Genomic DNA, 15,223 nt, shown 5'->3' on the forward strand with positions numbered 1-15,223 from the left:
GACATAAGGGTAAAACCTGGATATTAAAAGGGAGGTAGGCCCCTTGTTAGATGTAAATAAGTTTGAATATATGAAGATCGGACTCGCTTCACCCGAGAAAATTCGTTCTTGGTCGTATGGTGAAGTTAAAAAACCAGAAACGATTAACTATCGGACATTAAAACCAGAAAAAGATGGTCTGTTTTGCGAACGCATTTTTGGTCCAACAAAAGACTGGGAATGTCATTGTGGAAAATATAAGCGCGTTCGTTATAAAGGTGTCGTTTGTGACCGATGCGGTGTTGAAGTCACACGTGCAAAAGTTCGCCGTGAGCGCATGGGTCATATTGAACTAGCAGCCCCTGTTTCACATATTTGGTACTTTAAAGGAATTCCTAGCCGCATGGGACTTGTCTTAGACATGTCCCCTCGTGCGCTAGAAGAAGTCATTTACTTTGCATCTTACGTCGTGACGGATTCGGGCGATACGCCATTAGAAAAGAAACAACTGCTTTCTGAAAAAGAGTATCGCGCATATCGCGAGAAGTACGGAAATTCATTCCAAGCTTCAATGGGTGCAGAGGCGATTAAAAAACTGTTACAAGATATCGATCTTGAAAAAGAAGTAGAGACGTTAAAAGAAGAACTAAAGACAGCACAAGGACAACGTCGTGCTCGCACGATTAAACGTCTTGAAGTGCTCGAAGCGTTCCGTAACTCTGGTAACGACCCATCGTGGATGGTATTAGATGTGCTTCCGGTCATCCCGCCGGAGTTGCGTCCGATGGTACAGTTAGACGGTGGACGTTTTGCGACATCTGACTTAAACGACTTATATCGTCGAGTCATTAACCGAAACAACCGCTTAAAACGTCTATTAGACCTTGGAGCGCCGAACATTATTGTTCAAAACGAAAAACGAATGCTTCAAGAAGCGGTTGATGCGCTAATTGATAACGGTCGTCGTGGCCGTCCGGTCACAGGACCAGGAAATCGTCCACTTAAATCGCTTTCCCATATGTTAAAAGGAAAGCAAGGTCGTTTCCGTCAAAACTTGCTCGGTAAGCGCGTTGACTATTCTGGTCGTTCCGTTATCGTCGTCGGCCCGAACTTAAAGATGTATCAATGCGGCTTGCCAAAAGAAATGGCGCTTGAATTGTTTAAGCCGTTTGTTATGAAAGAATTAGTGGAACGTGGCTTAGCGCACAACATTAAAAGTGCGAAGCGGAAAATTGAGCGCGTGCACCCAGAAGTTTGGGATGTTTTAGAGTCTGTCATTAAAGAACACCCAGTGCTATTAAACCGTGCACCAACGCTTCACCGTCTTGGCATTCAAGCGTTTGAGCCGACGCTTGTAGAAGGTCGTGCAATCCGCTTGCATCCGCTTGTATGTACTGCCTATAACGCAGACTTTGACGGCGACCAAATGGCTGTGCACGTACCGCTTTCGGCAGAGGCACAAGCTGAGGCGCGTCTACTCATGCTTGCGGCGCAAAATATTTTAAACCCGAAAGACGGAAAACCAGTTGTTACTCCTTCACAAGACATGGTTTTAGGAAACTACTATTTAACGATGGAACGTGAAGGTGCAGTCGGTGAAGGAATGGTGTTTAAAGATACTGATGAGGCGTTGCTGGCTTACCATAACGGTTATGTTCACCTGCATACACGTATTGCAGTCCATGCAGGTTCGCTGAAAAACGAAACGTTTACAGAAGAGCAAAATAATAAATTGCTTGTAACGACTGTCGGAAAGTTAATCTTCAATGAAATTTTGCCGAAGTCATTCCCATACATTAATGAACCGACGCAAGAAAACATTGAAGAACGAACACCGGATAAATATTTCCTTGATAAAGGTGTGAACGTGAAAGAAGAAATTCGTAAACGCGAACTCGTTCCGCCGTTTAAGAAGAAAATTCTTGGTAACATCATTGCGGAAGTGTTTAAACGTTTCAAAATTACAGAAACGTCTAAAATGCTTGACCGTATGAAAGACCTTGGCTTTAAATACTCAACAAAAGCAGGTATCACAATCGGTGTAGCTGACATTGTTGTCTTGCCGGAAAAACAAGAAATTTTAGAAGAAGCGCAAGCGAAAGTTGATACGGTATTAAAACAATTTAGACGCGGTTTAATTACGGATGAAGAGCGTTATGAACGTGTCATTTCAATTTGGAGTGCGGCAAAAGATAAAATTCAAGGCCGCTTAATGGAGTCGCTTGATAAACGAAATCCAATTTTCATGATGAGTGACTCAGGAGCCCGCGGTAACGCATCGAACTTTACGCAGCTTGCAGGTATGCGCGGATTAATGGCGAACCCAGCAGGACGTATTATCGAGCTTCCGATTAAATCTTCGTTCCGTGAAGGATTAACGGTACTTGAGTACTTTATTTCGACTCACGGAGCGCGTAAAGGTCTTGCTGATACAGCGTTAAAAACAGCTGACTCTGGTTATTTAACACGTCGTCTCGTCGACGTTGCACAAGACGTCATTATTCGTGAAGACGATTGCGGTACAGACCGCGGTACGTTAATTCGTGCGTTAAAAGACGGCACAGAAGTGATTGTGAAGCTTGAAGAGCGTCTCGTTGGACGTTACGCACGCAAAACGGTGAAACATCCGGAAACAGGCGAAGTGCTTGTGCGTGAAAATGAAATGATTACAGAAGATATCGCAAATGCTATTGTAAAAGCTGGCATTGAAGAAGTGTGGATTCGTTCGGCATTTACATGTAATACACGTCATGGTGTATGTAAAAAATGTTACGGACGCAACTTGGCAACTGGTGCAGAAGTGGAAGTTGGTGAAGCGGTTGGCATTATCGCAGCACAATCGATCGGTGAGCCGGGTACACAGCTGACAATGCGCACGTTCCACACAGGTGGGGTAGCAGGAGACGATATTACACAAGGTTTACCGCGCGTACAAGAATTGTTCGAGGCGCGTAATCCGAAAGGGCAAGCGGTCATTTCGGAAATTGATGGCGTTGTTGTGGCCGTTAATGAAACGCGTGATCGTCAACGTGAGATCGTCATTCAAGGCGAAGTCGAGACGCGTACGTATACAGCCCCTTATAGCGCACGTCTCAAAGTACAAGAAGGACAGAAGGTTGAACGCGGTCAAGAACTAACAGAAGGTTCTATTGACCCGAAAGAACTATTGAGAGTCAAAGATATGAATGCTGTTCAAGAGTACTTGTTGCGCGAAGTGCAAAAAGTATACCGCATGCAAGGGGTAGAAATTAGCGATAAACATATCGAAGTGATGGTTCGCCAAATGCTTCGAAAAGTTCGCGTCATTGACGCAGGGGATACGGACTTGTTGCCAGGAACGTTGCTTGACATCCATCAATTTACGGATGCGAATGCGAAAGTGTTGATGGAAGGGAAACGTCCAGCAACAGCTCGTCCAGTATTGCTTGGAATTACGAAAGCGTCGCTTGAAACAGACTCGTTCTTGTCTGCGGCATCATTCCAAGAAACGACACGCGTCTTAACGGATGCGGCGATCAAAGGAAAACGCGACGAATTGCTTGGATTAAAAGAGAATGTCATTATTGGTAAACTTGTTCCAGCAGGAACAGGAATGGCACGCTATCGCAAAGTAAAACCGGTCATTAAAACAACAAAAGATGAAGATGCTGTGACAACAAAATAACGGTCAACCTATTGCTAGCATCATCCGCTAGCAATAGGTTAAAAAAATATATTTGACATAGCTCTCAAAAAGTGATAGCATAATAAAGGTGTTCCGAAAACCTGTCACTTTGGAGGATGTGTTACATGTCTTATGAAAAAGTCGCACAGGCTAAACAAATTATTGTAGGAACAAAACAAACAGTACGAGCTCTGAAAGATGGAAAGGTACATGAACTTGTGATCGCAGAAGATGCGGATAAAGCGATCATTGACAAAGTGATCGAAGCTGCGAATGTAGCGAATGTGCCTGTTTATAAAGTCGACTCGATGAAAAAGCTCGGAAAAGCATGCAAAATCGATGTAGGAGCAGCGGCTGTTGCAATCATTCGTTAAAAACTGTTTTTGTGGGTTTACTACAAAAACTTTGTTTTTGCATAAAAATGAGCCACCTGGATGTGTGGGCTTGAATTTAATTGTGAAGGGAGGAAACTTACCATGCCTACAATTAACCAGCTTGTACGCAAAGGTCGTACAAAAAAGGTAGTGAAATCTAAATCACCTGCGTTAAATAAAGGGTATAACAGCTTCAAAAAAGTTCAAACAACTGTTTACTCTCCGCAAAAACGTGGAGTATGTACACGTGTAGGTACAATGACACCAAAGAAGCCAAACTCTGCGCTTCGTAAATATGCCCGTGTACGTTTATCTAACGGTATCGAGGTAACTGCTTACATCCCAGGTATCGGTCATAACTTACAAGAACACAGCGTTGTATTAATTCGCGGTGGACGTGTAAAAGACTTACCAGGGGTACGTTACCACATCGTTCGCGGTGCTTTAGATACTGCAGGTGTAGCGAACCGTATGCAAGGTCGTTCAAAATACGGTGCGAAAAAACCAAAAGCAGCTAAGAAATAACATGCATCATTTTTCGCTGATTTTTACTGAAAGGAGGAAAAACTATGCCACGTAAAGGTCCGGTTCCTAAACGAGATGTGTTACCAGATCCAATTTACAATTCAAAGCTAGTTACACGTTTAATCAATAAAATTATGATTGACGGTAAAAGAGGTAAAGCGCAAAAAATTCTTTACACAGCGTTCGATATCATTCGTGAGCGCACAGGTAAAGATCCAATGGAAGTGTTTGAGCAAGCGTTGAAAAACGTTATGCCAGTTCTTGAAGTTCGCGCGCGCCGTGTTGGTGGTGCAAACTATCAAGTTCCTGTTGAGGTGCGCCCAGAGCGCCGTACAACATTAGGTCTTCGCTGGATCGTTAACTACGCTCGTCTTCGTGGAGAAAAAACGATGGAAGAGCGTTTAGCGAATGAAATCATGGATGCTGCAAACAACACAGGTGCAGCTGTGAAAAAACGCGAAGATACACACAAAATGGCAGAAGCAAACAAAGCGTTTGCACACTATCGTTGGTAATTTTTTGTTAAATTAAGAATAGGTGAGAGCGATGCGGTTGAAACTAAAAAAGCATGCCCATCGCTCATTCGCCTATATTCCTATATGTAAATTAAATTACGATACTTCATTATAAGGAAGGAGAAAAAATCCATATGGCAAGACAGTTCTCCTTAGAAAACACTCGCAATATTGGAATCATGGCCCATATTGACGCCGGTAAAACAACAACGACAGAGCGTATCCTTTTCTATACAGGACGCGTTCATAAAATCGGTGAAGTTCATGAGGGCGCAGCAACGATGGACTGGATGGAGCAAGAACAAGAACGCGGAATTACAATTACGTCTGCGGCAACAACAGCTCAATGGAAAGGCCATCGCATTAACATCATCGATACACCTGGACACGTCGACTTCACGGTAGAAGTTGAGCGTTCATTGCGTGTATTAGACGGTGCAGTCGCGGTATTAGACGCACAATCAGGCGTAGAGCCGCAAACAGAAACAGTATGGCGCCAAGCGACTACATACGGCGTACCACGTATCGTTTTCGTCAACAAAATGGACAAGATTGGCGCAGATTTCTTATACTCTGTTAAAACGCTTCATGAACGTTTGCAAGCGAATGCGCACCCTGTTCAATTGCCGATTGGAGCGGAAGATCAATTCACAGGTATTATCGACCTTGTTGAAATGTGCGCATATCATTATCACGATGAATTAGGAAAAAATATCGAGCGCATCGAGATTCCTGAAGACTATCGTGATATGGCAGAAGAATATCGCGGTAAGTTAATCGAAGCGGTTGCAGAGCTTGATGAAGAATTAATGGTGAAATATTTAGAAGGGGAAGAAATTACGAATGAAGAATTAAAAGCTGCAATTCGTAAAGCGACAGTTTCTGTGCAATTCTTCCCTGTATTCTGTGGTTCTGCATTCAAAAACAAAGGTGTTCAATTAATGCTTGACGGAGTTGTTGACTATTTACCATCTCCAGTCGACATTCCTGCGATCAAAGGAACTGTTCCTGATACAGAAGAAGAAACAGTTCGTGAAGCGCGCGATGATGCTCCGTTTGCAGCGTTAGCGTTCAAAATTATGACAGACCCTTACGTTGGTAAGTTGACGTTCTTCCGCGTATACTCAGGTACATTAAACTCTGGTTCTTACGTGTTGAACTCAACAAAACGTAAGCGCGAACGTATCGGTCGTATTCTACAAATGCACGCAAACCACCGCGAAGAAATTGCACAAGTTTACGCGGGTGACATTGCGGCAGCTGTAGGTTTAAAAGATACAACAACTGGTGATACTTTGTGTGATGAAAAAGACCCAGTAATCTTGGAGTCTATGCAATTCCCAGAACCAGTTATTCAAATCGCGATTGAACCGAAGTCAAAAGCTGACCAAGATAAGATGAGCACAGCGTTACAAAAACTTCAGGAGGAAGACCCAACATTCCGTGCGTGGACAGACCAAGAAACAGGTCAAACAATTATCGCTGGTATGGGTGAGCTTCACCTTGATATTATCGTTGACCGTATGCGTCGCGAATTCAAAGTCGAAGCAAACGTTGGTGCTCCGCAAGTTGCGTACCGCGAAACATTCCGTAAGTCTGCACAAGTTGAAGGTAAATTTGTGCGCCAGTCTGGTGGTCGCGGTCAATATGGTCACGTTTGGATCGAGTTCTCGCCGAACGAAGAAGGAAAAGGCTTCGAGTTCGAAAATGCGATCGTTGGTGGGGTTGTTCCGAAAGAATATATCCCTGCAATTCAAGCGGGTCTTGAAGATGCTATGCAAAATGGTGTCCTTGCTGGATATCCGGTTGTCGACATTAAAGCGAAGCTATTCGACGGTTCTTACCACGATGTTGACTCAAGCGAAATGGCGTTCAAAATCGCTGCTTCAATGGCGTTGAAAAACGCAGCAGCAAAATGTGACCCTGTATTGCTTGAGCCTATCATGAAAGTAGAAGTCATCGTCCCTGAAGAATATTTAGGTGACATTATGGGTGACATCACTTCTCGTCGCGGTCGCGTCGAAGGTATGGAAGCTCGTGGTAACGCACAAGTTGTGCGCGCAATGGTTCCACTTTCTGAGATGTTTGGATACGCAACTACATTGCGTTCAAATACACAAGGTCGCGGAACGTTCACAATGGTGTTTGACCATTATGAAGAAGTTCCGAAGAGCATTGCTGAGGAAATCATCAAAAAAAATAAAGGTGAATAATTGATTTTCTAGCATTGTTCAAGTATAAATACTTATGTAAGACTTGGAAGTGGACGTGCTGTGCACTTTCACTTCCGAGCATTCTATACTTATAAAAAAACACTAAGGAGGATATTATAATGGCTAAAGCGAAATTCGAACGCACGAAACCACACGTCAACATTGGTACAATCGGCCACGTTGACCATGGTAAAACAACTTTAACAGCTGCAATCACAACAGTTCTTGCGAAACAAGGTAAAGCAGAAGCGCGCGCGTATGATCAAATCGACGCTGCTCCAGAAGAGCGCGAGCGCGGAATTACAATCTCAACTGCACACGTTGAGTATGAAACTGACAACCGTCACTATGCACACGTTGACTGCCCAGGTCACGCTGACTACGTGAAAAACATGATCACAGGTGCTGCGCAAATGGACGGCGCGATCCTTGTTGTATCTGCTGCTGACGGTCCAATGCCACAAACTCGTGAGCACATTCTTCTTTCTCGCCAAGTAGGCGTACCTTACATCGTTGTATTCTTAAACAAATGCGATATGGTAGACGACGAAGAACTTTTAGAACTTGTTGAAATGGAAGTTCGCGATCTATTATCTGAATACGACTTCCCTGGAGACGAAGTTCCTGTAATTAAAGGTTCTGCGTTAAAAGCACTTGAGGGAGATCCAGCTTGGGAAGAAAAAATCATCGAGCTTATGAACGCTGTTGATGAGTACATCCCAACTCCACAACGCGAAATCGACAAACCATTCATGATGCCAGTTGAGGACGTATTCTCAATCACTGGTCGTGGTACAGTTGCTACAGGTCGCGTTGAGCGCGGTATCTTAAAAGTTGGTGACCAAGTAGAAATCATTGGTCTTTCTGAAGAGCCAAAAGCAACAACTGTTACAGGTGTTGAAATGTTCCGTAAGCTTCTTGACCAAGCTGAAGCTGGTGACAACATCGGTGCGCTTCTTCGCGGTGTTTCTCGTGACGAAGTACAACGTGGTCAAGTATTAGCGAAACCAGGAACAATCACTCCACACACAAAATTTAAAGCGCAAGTTTACGTATTAACAAAAGAAGAAGGTGGACGTCATACTCCATTCTTCTCTAACTACCGTCCACAGTTCTACTTCCGTACAACGGACGTAACAGGTATCATCCAACTTCCAGAAGGCGTTGAGATGGTTATGCCTGGAGACAACATCGAAATGACAGTAGAATTAATCGCTCCAATCGCGATCGAAGAAGGTACAAAATTCTCGATCCGCGAAGGTGGACGTACAGTAGGTGCAGGTTCTGTATCTGAAATCATCGAGTAATCGATAAACGTGGTCTAGCGATAAGCTAGACCACTTATTTTTTTGTTCCATTGAAAATGGGTCGTGAAATATGTATAATGGGAAAGGCAGTTTGTTGAGAAAAGAAATAAAAAGCTTGCATTGGGCATGAATTTTATATATAATAATAAACGTTGGTCTTTGACTGCGATGAAGTGGAAGGTTGCTGACACACCCGGCCGCTTTGCCATGGCGAGTGTGAAGGAAATTTCCATGGAGAATGTCTATTTTGAAAATAGGCGAAGAAGGAGGGAAAATAATGGCAAAAGAAAAAATTCGTATTCGTTTAAAAGCGTATGATCATCGAATTCTTGATCAATCTGCTGAGAAAATTGTGGAAACTGCAAAGCGTTCAGGCGCAACTGTATCTGGACCGATTCCGTTACCAACTGAAAAAACGGTGTACACGATCTTACGTGCGGTTCATAAATACAAAGATTCTCGTGAACAATTCGAAATGCGCACACATAAACGCTTAATTGACATCGTCAATCCGACTCCACAAACAGTAGATTCTTTAATGCGTTTAGACTTACCATCTGGTGTCGATATTGAAATCAAGTTGTAATTGCGATATAGGAGGTGTGAAAGATGAAAGGAATCTTAGGAAGAAAAATCGGCATGACTCAAGTGTTCGCTGAAAACGGAGATCTTATTCCTGTAACGGTCATTCAAGCTACTCCAAACGTAGTTCTTCAAAAGAAAACAGTTGAAAACGACGGTTACGAAGCGATTCAATTAGGTTTTGAAGATTTGCGTGAGAAGTTAGCGAACAAGCCACAAAAAGGTCATGCTGCGAAGGCAAACACCACACCTAAGCGCTTCATTCGTGAAATTCGTGGTGTGAACCTTGCAGAATATGAAGTAGGTCAAGAAGTAAAAGTGGACATTTTTAACGAGGGTGAAATCGTTGACGTAACTGGCACGTCAAAAGGTAAAGGTTTCCAAGGTGTAATTAAACGCCATGGACAATCTCGCGGACCAATGGCTCACGGTTCTCGTTACCATCGTCGTCCTGGTTCAATGGGTCCAATCGCTCCAAACCGTGTATTCAAATCAAAAGAGCTTCCAGGTCGCATGGGTGGCGAGCGTGTAACAGTACAAAACTTAAAAGTTGTGAAAGTAGACCCAGAACGCAACTTAATCTTAATTAAAGGAAACGTACCAGGTCCAAACAAAGGGCTTGTTATTATTAAAAGCGCGGTTAAAGCGAAATAATTTCTTTAAGAAAGGAGGAAATACCCAATGCCAAAAGTAGCATTGTATAACCAAAACGGAGAAAACATCGGTGAAATCGAATTAAACGATGCCGTATTTGGTGTTGAACCGAACAAAAGTGTGTTATTTGAAGCGGTAATTATGCAACGTGCTTCCTTGCGTCAAGGAACTCATAAAACAAAAAATCGTGCAGAAGTAAGCGGCGGTGGTCGTAAACCATGGCGCCAAAAAGGTACTGGACGTGCTCGCCAAGGATCGATTCGTTCTCCACAATGGCGTGGCGGTGGTGTTGTATTCGGTCCAGTTCCACGCAGCTACAGCTACAAACTTCCGAAAAAAGTTCGTCGCTTAGCAATTAAATCAGCATTATCTTCAAAAGTGCTTGAAAATAACATCGTTGTATTAGACAATTTAGTACTTGAAGCACCAAAAACAAAAGAAATGGTTAAAATTTTAAACAACCTTTCTGTTGATCGCAAAGCGTTAATCGTAACAGCAGATGCGAATGAGAACGTCATTCTTTCAGCTCGCAACATTCCAGGAGTGACAGTTGTGACAGCAAGCGGAATTAACGTTCTTGATGTACTCAACCACGACAAGCTTGTCATTACAAAAGCTGCCGTGGAAAAAGTAGAGGAGGTGCTTGCATAATGAAAGATCCTCGCGATATTATTAAGCGCCCCGTCATTACTGAACGTTCAACAGAGTTAATGGGTGAGAAAAAATATACGTTCGAAGTTGATGTGAAAGCGAATAAAACAGAAGTAAAAGACGCGATCGAAGCGATCTTCGGCGTGAAAGTAGCGAAGGTCAACATTATGAACTATAAAGGAAAGTTCAAACGTGTTGGTCGTTATAGCGGATTAACAAACCGCCGCCGCAAAGCGATTGTTACGTTAACGCCGGACAGCAAAGAAATCGAGCTATTTGAAGTATAAGTTTAAAAGTGAAGGAGGGAAACGGACATGGCGATTAAAAAATATAAGCCAACGTCTAACGGTCGTCGTGGTATGACGGTTTTAGACTTCTCTGAGCTTACAACAGATAAGCCGGAAAAATCGTTGCTTGCGCCTTTAAAGAAAAAAGGTGGTCGTAACAACCAAGGTAAATTAACTGTTCGTCACCAAGGTGGCGGTCATAAACGTCAATATCGTATTATTGACTTCAAACGCGATAAAGATGGCATTCCAGGACGCGTTGCTACAATTGAGTACGATCCAAACCGTTCTGCGAACATCGCTTTAATTCATTACGCTGATGGTGAAAAACGTTACATCATCGCACCGAAAAACTTACAAGTTGGCATGGAAGTTATGTCAGGTCCAGATGCGGACATTAAAGTAGGTAACGCATTACCTTTAGCAAACATTCCAGTCGGTACAGTTATTCATAATATCGAATTAAAACCTGGTAAAGGCGGACAATTAGTACGCGCTGCAGGTACATCTGCACAAGTGCTTGGTAAAGAAGGTAAATACGTACTTGTTCGTTTATCTTCAGGTGAAGTTCGTATGATTTTGGCAACTTGCCGCGCGACAGTCGGTCAAGTTGGTAACGAACAACATGAGCTTGTGAACATCGGTAAAGCTGGACGCGCTCGTTGGTTAGGCATTCGTCCAACAGTTCGCGGTTCTGTTATGAACCCTGTTGATCACCCACATGGTGGTGGTGAAGGTAAAGCACCAATCGGACGTAAGTCTCCAATGACTCCATGGGGTAAACCAACGCTTGGATTCAAAACGCGTAAGAAGAAAAATAAATCCGATAAATTTATCGTACGTCGTCGTAAAAAATAACGGGGTTGAGCTACGGTTCAAAAGAACCGTAGAGCAATCACGAAAGGAGGTTCACTTATGGGTCGCAGCTTGAAAAAAGGTCCTTTTTGTGATGATCATTTAATGAAAAAAATCGAGAAATTGAATGAAACTGGACAAAAACAAGTGATCAAAACATGGTCTCGTCGTTCAACAATTTTCCCACAATTCATTGGTCACACAATCGCTGTTTACGATGGTCGTAAACACGTTCCAGTTTACATCACAGAGGACATGGTCGGTCATAAGCTCGGTGAGTTCGCGCCAACGCGCACATACAAAGGTCACGCTGCTGATGACAAGAAAACAAAACGTTAATATGAGAGGAGGCTTCATTTATGCAAGCTAAAGCTGTTGCTAGAACGGTTCGAATTGCTCCTCGTAAAGCTCGTTTAGTTATTGATTTAATTCGAGGAAAGCAAGTGAGTGAAGCAGTTGCGATTCTTCGCCATACGCCAAAAGCTGCTTCTCCAATTATCGAGAAAGTATTAAAATCTGCAGTCGCAAACGCAGAGCATAACTATGACATGGACGTTAACAAGCTCGTTGTTACGGAAGCTTATGTGAACGAAGGACCAACATTGAAACGTTTCCGTCCTCGTGCACAAGGTCGTGCGAGCGCAATTAACAAACGCACAAGCCATATCACGATCGTCGTTTCAGAAAAGAAGGAGGGATAATCAGTGGGTCAAAAGGTAAATCCAATCGGTCTTCGCATCGGTATTATCCGTGATTGGGAATCAAGATGGTACGCTGAAAAAGATTACGCGGATCTTTTACACGAAGATCTTAAAATTCGCGAATACCTCACAAAGCGCTTAAGCGATGCAGCTGTTTCTCGCATTGAGATCGAGCGTGCAGCAAACCGTGTAAATATCACAATCCATACAGCGAAACCAGGAATGGTTATCGGTAAAGGTGGATCTGAAGTTGAAGCGCTTCGTAAAGCGTTAAATGAATTAACTGGCAAACGCGTTCATATTAACATCGTTGAAATCAAAAAGCCAGACTTAGAAGCAAAACTTGTTGCGGAAAATATCGCGCGTCAAATTGAAAACCGCGTATCATTCCGTCGTGCGCAAAAACAAGCAATTCAACGTACAATGCGCGCAGGTGCAAAAGGAATTAAAACAATGGTATCTGGTCGTTTAGGTGGAGCAGATATCGCTCGCTCAGAACATTACAGCGAAGGAACAGTTCCACTTCATACTCTTCGCGCTGACATCGACTACGCGACAGCGGAAGCGGACACAACTTACGGAAAAATCGGCGTGAAAGTATGGATTTATCGTGGAGAGGTCCTTCCTACGAAAAAGAAAACTGAGGAAGGAGGAAATTAATCATGTTAATGCCAAAACGCGTAAAATATCGTCGTGAACATCGCGGTCGCATGAAAGGTCGCGCGAAAGGCGGTACAGAAGTACATTTTGGTGAATACGGATTACAAGCGTTAGAGCCAGCATGGATCACAAACCGTCAAATCGAGGCTGCTCGTCGTGCGATGACTCGTTACATGAGACGTGGCGGTAAAGTATGGATTAAAATTTTCCCTTCAAAACCATATACAGCGAAACCACTTGAAGTGCGCATGGGTTCCGGTAAAGGTGCTCCAGAAGGTTGGGTAGCTGTTGTGAAACCTGGTAAAGTTATGTTTGAAATCGCGGGAGTTTCTGAAGAAGTAGCTCGTGAAGCGTTGCGCCTTGCTTCTCACAAACTTCCAATCAAATGCAAATTCGTAAAACGTGAAGAAATTGGTGGTGAATCAAATGAAAGCTAAAGAAATTCGTGAACTTACCACTGCCGAGATTGAACAAAAAATTAAAGCGTTGAAAGAAGAGTTATTCAACCTTCGCTTCCAATTGGCAACAGGTCAATTAGAGAATACAGCTCGTATTCGTGAAGTACGCAAAGCGATTGCACGTATGAAAACTGTGATTCGCGAAAGAGAGATCGCTGCTAATAAATAATTGATATCGAGAGGAGGTTCGCACAATGAGTGAACGCAACAATCGTAAAGTTCTCGTCGGCCGTGTTGTTTCCGATAAAATGGATAAAACAATTACGGTTCTTGTAGAAACTTATAAAAAGCATCCTCTTTACGGCAAGCGCGTAAAGTATTCGAAAAAATATAAAGCACATGACGAAAACAACGTAGCAAAAGTGGGCGACATCGTAAAAATTATGGAAACACGTCCTCTTTCTGCGACAAAACGTTTCCGTCTTGTTGAAGTAGTTGAAAAAGCTGTTATCGTTTAATTAATATTGTTCGGGATGATGGATACAAATCCGAAAGGAGGTTTCGTCAATGATTCAACAAGAAACTCGTATGAAAGTTGCTGATAACTCTGGTGCACGTGAAGTGCTTGTCATTAAAGTGCTAGGTGGTTCTGGTCGTCGTTATGCAAACGTTGGCGACATCGTTGTGGTGACAGTTAAAGATGCAACACCAGGTGGCGTTGTTAAAAAAGGTCAAGTTGCTAAAGCGGTTGTCGTTCGTACAAAACGTGGCGTACGCCGTGCAGACGGTTCTTACATCCGCTTTGATGAAAATGCTTGCGTAATCATTCGTGATGACAAGAGCCCACGTGGTACACGTATTTTCGGACCAGTTGCTCGTGAATTACGTGAAAAAGACTTTATGAAAATCGTTTCTTTAGCTCCAGAAGTGATTTAATGAAAAGGAAAAGCCTTTTAAGGAGGTGCGATTCAGATGCATGTAAAAAAAGGTGATAAAGTACAAGTGATCTCTGGTAAAGATAAAGGAAAACAAGGCGTTATTCTTGCTGCGTTTCCAAAGAAAAACCGAGTGCTTGTTGAAGGTGTAAACATCGTGAAAAAACACGTAAAACCTTCTCAAGCAAATCCACAAGGCGGCATCATCAGCCAAGAGGCGCCAATCCACGTATCAAACGTAATGCCTCTTGATCCAAAAACAGGATTACCAACTCGTGTTGGATACAAAGTAGTTGACGGTAAAAAAGTTCGCTATGCGAAACGTTCTGGTGAAATTTTAGACAAATAATGAAGTGATTGAGGAAGGGAGGTACTCAAATGAACCGCCTTAAAGAAAAGTATTTGAAAGAAGTTGTTCCTGCTCTTATGAGCAAGTTTAACTATAAATCTGTGATGCAAGTTCCGAAAATCGAAAAAATCGTCATCAACATGGGTGTTGGTGATGCGGTACAAAACGCAAAAGCGTTAGATAACGCAGTAGAAGAACTCGCGTTAATTTCTGGTCAAAAACCAGTTGTTACACGTGCGAAGAAATCAATCGCTGGCTTCCGCCTTCGTGAAGGAATGCCAATCGGTGCGAAAGTAACGCTTCGCGGTGAGCGTATGTACGAGTTCTTTGATAAGCTCGTTTCCGTTTCTTTACCGCGTGTTCGCGACTTCCGTGGCGTTTCTAAAAAATCGTTCGACGGACGCGGAAACTATACATTAGGTGTAAAAGAACAATTAATTTTCCCTGAAATTGATTACGATAAAGTAAACAAAGTTCGTGGTATGGATATCGTGATCGTTACAACTGCGAAAACAGACGAGGAAGCTCGTGAATTGCTTACATTGCTCGGTATGCCATTCCAAAAATAATCATT

The 15,223-nt window shown here is 43.0% G+C and carries 20 protein-coding genes; all 20 read left to right on the plus strand.

Annotated elements, in window-relative coordinates; translation table 11 throughout:
• The first annotated feature begins 43 nt into the window (after positions 1–43).
• On the plus strand, positions 44–3,643 hold the full coding sequence (gene rpoC, locus LH47_RS03960; protein ID WP_043964900.1) for a DNA-directed RNA polymerase subunit beta': 3,600 nt from the start codon (positions 44–46) through the stop codon (positions 3,641–3,643).
• 125 nt (positions 3,644–3,768) lie between these two features.
• Complete coding sequence (locus LH47_RS03965; RefSeq protein WP_021095339.1) at positions 3,769–4,017, plus strand: 50S ribosomal protein L7ae-like protein; 249 nt, start codon at positions 3,769–3,771, stop codon at positions 4,015–4,017.
• A gap of 102 nt (positions 4,018–4,119) precedes the next feature.
• Positions 4,120–4,542, plus strand: coding sequence for a 30S ribosomal protein S12 (rpsL, locus tag LH47_RS03970; protein WP_003397652.1), 423 nt, complete (start codon positions 4,120–4,122; stop codon positions 4,540–4,542).
• A gap of 44 nt (positions 4,543–4,586) precedes the next feature.
• Positions 4,587–5,057 carry a 30S ribosomal protein S7 gene (rpsG, locus tag LH47_RS03975; RefSeq protein WP_021095338.1) on the plus strand — a complete coding sequence of 157 codons (471 nt, stop codon included), beginning with the start codon at positions 4,587–4,589 and terminating at the stop codon, positions 5,055–5,057.
• 134 nt (positions 5,058–5,191) lie between these two features.
• The gene (gene fusA / locus LH47_RS03980) at positions 5,192–7,270 is read left to right on the plus strand and encodes an elongation factor G (RefSeq protein WP_043964902.1); all 2,079 of its coding nucleotides are present in this window, start codon (positions 5,192–5,194) and stop codon (positions 7,268–7,270) included.
• A gap of 119 nt (positions 7,271–7,389) precedes the next feature.
• The gene (gene tuf, locus LH47_RS03985) at positions 7,390–8,577 is read left to right on the plus strand and encodes an elongation factor Tu (RefSeq protein ID WP_021095336.1); all 1,188 of its coding nucleotides are present in this window, start codon (positions 7,390–7,392) and stop codon (positions 8,575–8,577) included.
• 277 nt (positions 8,578–8,854) lie between these two features.
• Positions 8,855–9,163, plus strand: a complete 309-nt coding sequence (gene rpsJ, locus LH47_RS03990) for a 30S ribosomal protein S10 (RefSeq protein ID WP_021095335.1) — start codon at positions 8,855–8,857, stop codon at positions 9,161–9,163.
• Between the two features lie 23 nt (positions 9,164–9,186).
• A complete protein-coding gene (gene rplC / locus LH47_RS03995; RefSeq protein WP_009361490.1) occupies positions 9,187–9,813 on the plus strand; it encodes a 50S ribosomal protein L3 in 627 nt (208 codons plus the stop codon).
• Positions 9,814–9,840: 27 nt separating this feature from the next.
• Positions 9,841–10,464, plus strand: coding sequence for a 50S ribosomal protein L4 (gene rplD / locus LH47_RS04000; protein ID WP_043964905.1), 624 nt, complete (start codon positions 9,841–9,843; stop codon positions 10,462–10,464).
• The gene (gene rplW / locus LH47_RS04005) at positions 10,464–10,751 is read left to right on the plus strand and encodes a 50S ribosomal protein L23 (protein ID WP_004888670.1); all 288 of its coding nucleotides are present in this window, start codon (positions 10,464–10,466) and stop codon (positions 10,749–10,751) included. Before rplD ends, rplW begins: the two co-directional genes overlap by 1 nt.
• 27 nt (positions 10,752–10,778) lie before the next feature.
• Positions 10,779–11,609 (plus strand): 50S ribosomal protein L2, encoded by an 831-nt coding sequence (gene rplB, locus LH47_RS04010; protein WP_009361493.1) that lies wholly within the window; start codon positions 10,779–10,781, stop codon positions 11,607–11,609.
• Between the two features lie 57 nt (positions 11,610–11,666).
• The gene (rpsS, locus tag LH47_RS04015) at positions 11,667–11,945 is read left to right on the plus strand and encodes a 30S ribosomal protein S19 (RefSeq protein ID WP_004888674.1); all 279 of its coding nucleotides are present in this window, start codon (positions 11,667–11,669) and stop codon (positions 11,943–11,945) included.
• Between the two features lie 20 nt (positions 11,946–11,965).
• The gene (gene rplV, locus LH47_RS04020; RefSeq protein ID WP_006322652.1) at positions 11,966–12,307 is read left to right on the plus strand and encodes a 50S ribosomal protein L22; all 342 of its coding nucleotides are present in this window, start codon (positions 11,966–11,968) and stop codon (positions 12,305–12,307) included.
• A 3-nt stretch (positions 12,308–12,310) separates the two neighbouring features.
• Entirely contained in the window at positions 12,311–12,967 is a 657-nt protein-coding gene (rpsC, locus tag LH47_RS04025; protein ID WP_003397666.1) for a 30S ribosomal protein S3, read from the plus strand.
• A gap of 2 nt (positions 12,968–12,969) precedes the next feature.
• Positions 12,970–13,404, plus strand: a complete 435-nt coding sequence (rplP, locus tag LH47_RS04030; protein WP_003397670.1) for a 50S ribosomal protein L16 — start codon at positions 12,970–12,972, stop codon at positions 13,402–13,404.
• Positions 13,394–13,594 (plus strand): 50S ribosomal protein L29, encoded by a 201-nt coding sequence (rpmC, locus tag LH47_RS04035; RefSeq protein ID WP_003397671.1) that lies wholly within the window; start codon positions 13,394–13,396, stop codon positions 13,592–13,594. The genes rplP and rpmC overlap by 11 nt, the downstream gene beginning before the upstream one ends.
• A gap of 25 nt (positions 13,595–13,619) precedes the next feature.
• Positions 13,620–13,883 carry a 30S ribosomal protein S17 gene (rpsQ, locus tag LH47_RS04040; protein WP_003397674.1) on the plus strand — a complete coding sequence of 88 codons (264 nt, stop codon included), beginning with the start codon at positions 13,620–13,622 and terminating at the stop codon, positions 13,881–13,883.
• Between the two features lie 49 nt (positions 13,884–13,932).
• Entirely contained in the window at positions 13,933–14,301 is a 369-nt protein-coding gene (rplN, locus tag LH47_RS04045) for a 50S ribosomal protein L14 (protein ID WP_021095332.1), read from the plus strand.
• A 36-nt stretch (positions 14,302–14,337) separates the two neighbouring features.
• Complete coding sequence (rplX, locus tag LH47_RS04050) at positions 14,338–14,649, plus strand: 50S ribosomal protein L24 (RefSeq protein WP_003397676.1); 312 nt, start codon at positions 14,338–14,340, stop codon at positions 14,647–14,649.
• A 29-nt stretch (positions 14,650–14,678) separates the two neighbouring features.
• Positions 14,679–15,218, plus strand: a complete 540-nt coding sequence (gene rplE / locus LH47_RS04055) for a 50S ribosomal protein L5 (RefSeq protein WP_012573860.1) — start codon at positions 14,679–14,681, stop codon at positions 15,216–15,218.
• Positions 15,219–15,223 lie beyond the last annotated feature (5 nt).

This window comes from Anoxybacillus thermarum, from assembly GCF_000836725.1.
GTDB classification, from domain to species: Bacteria; Bacillota; Bacilli; order Bacillales; family Anoxybacillaceae; genus Anoxybacillus; species Anoxybacillus thermarum.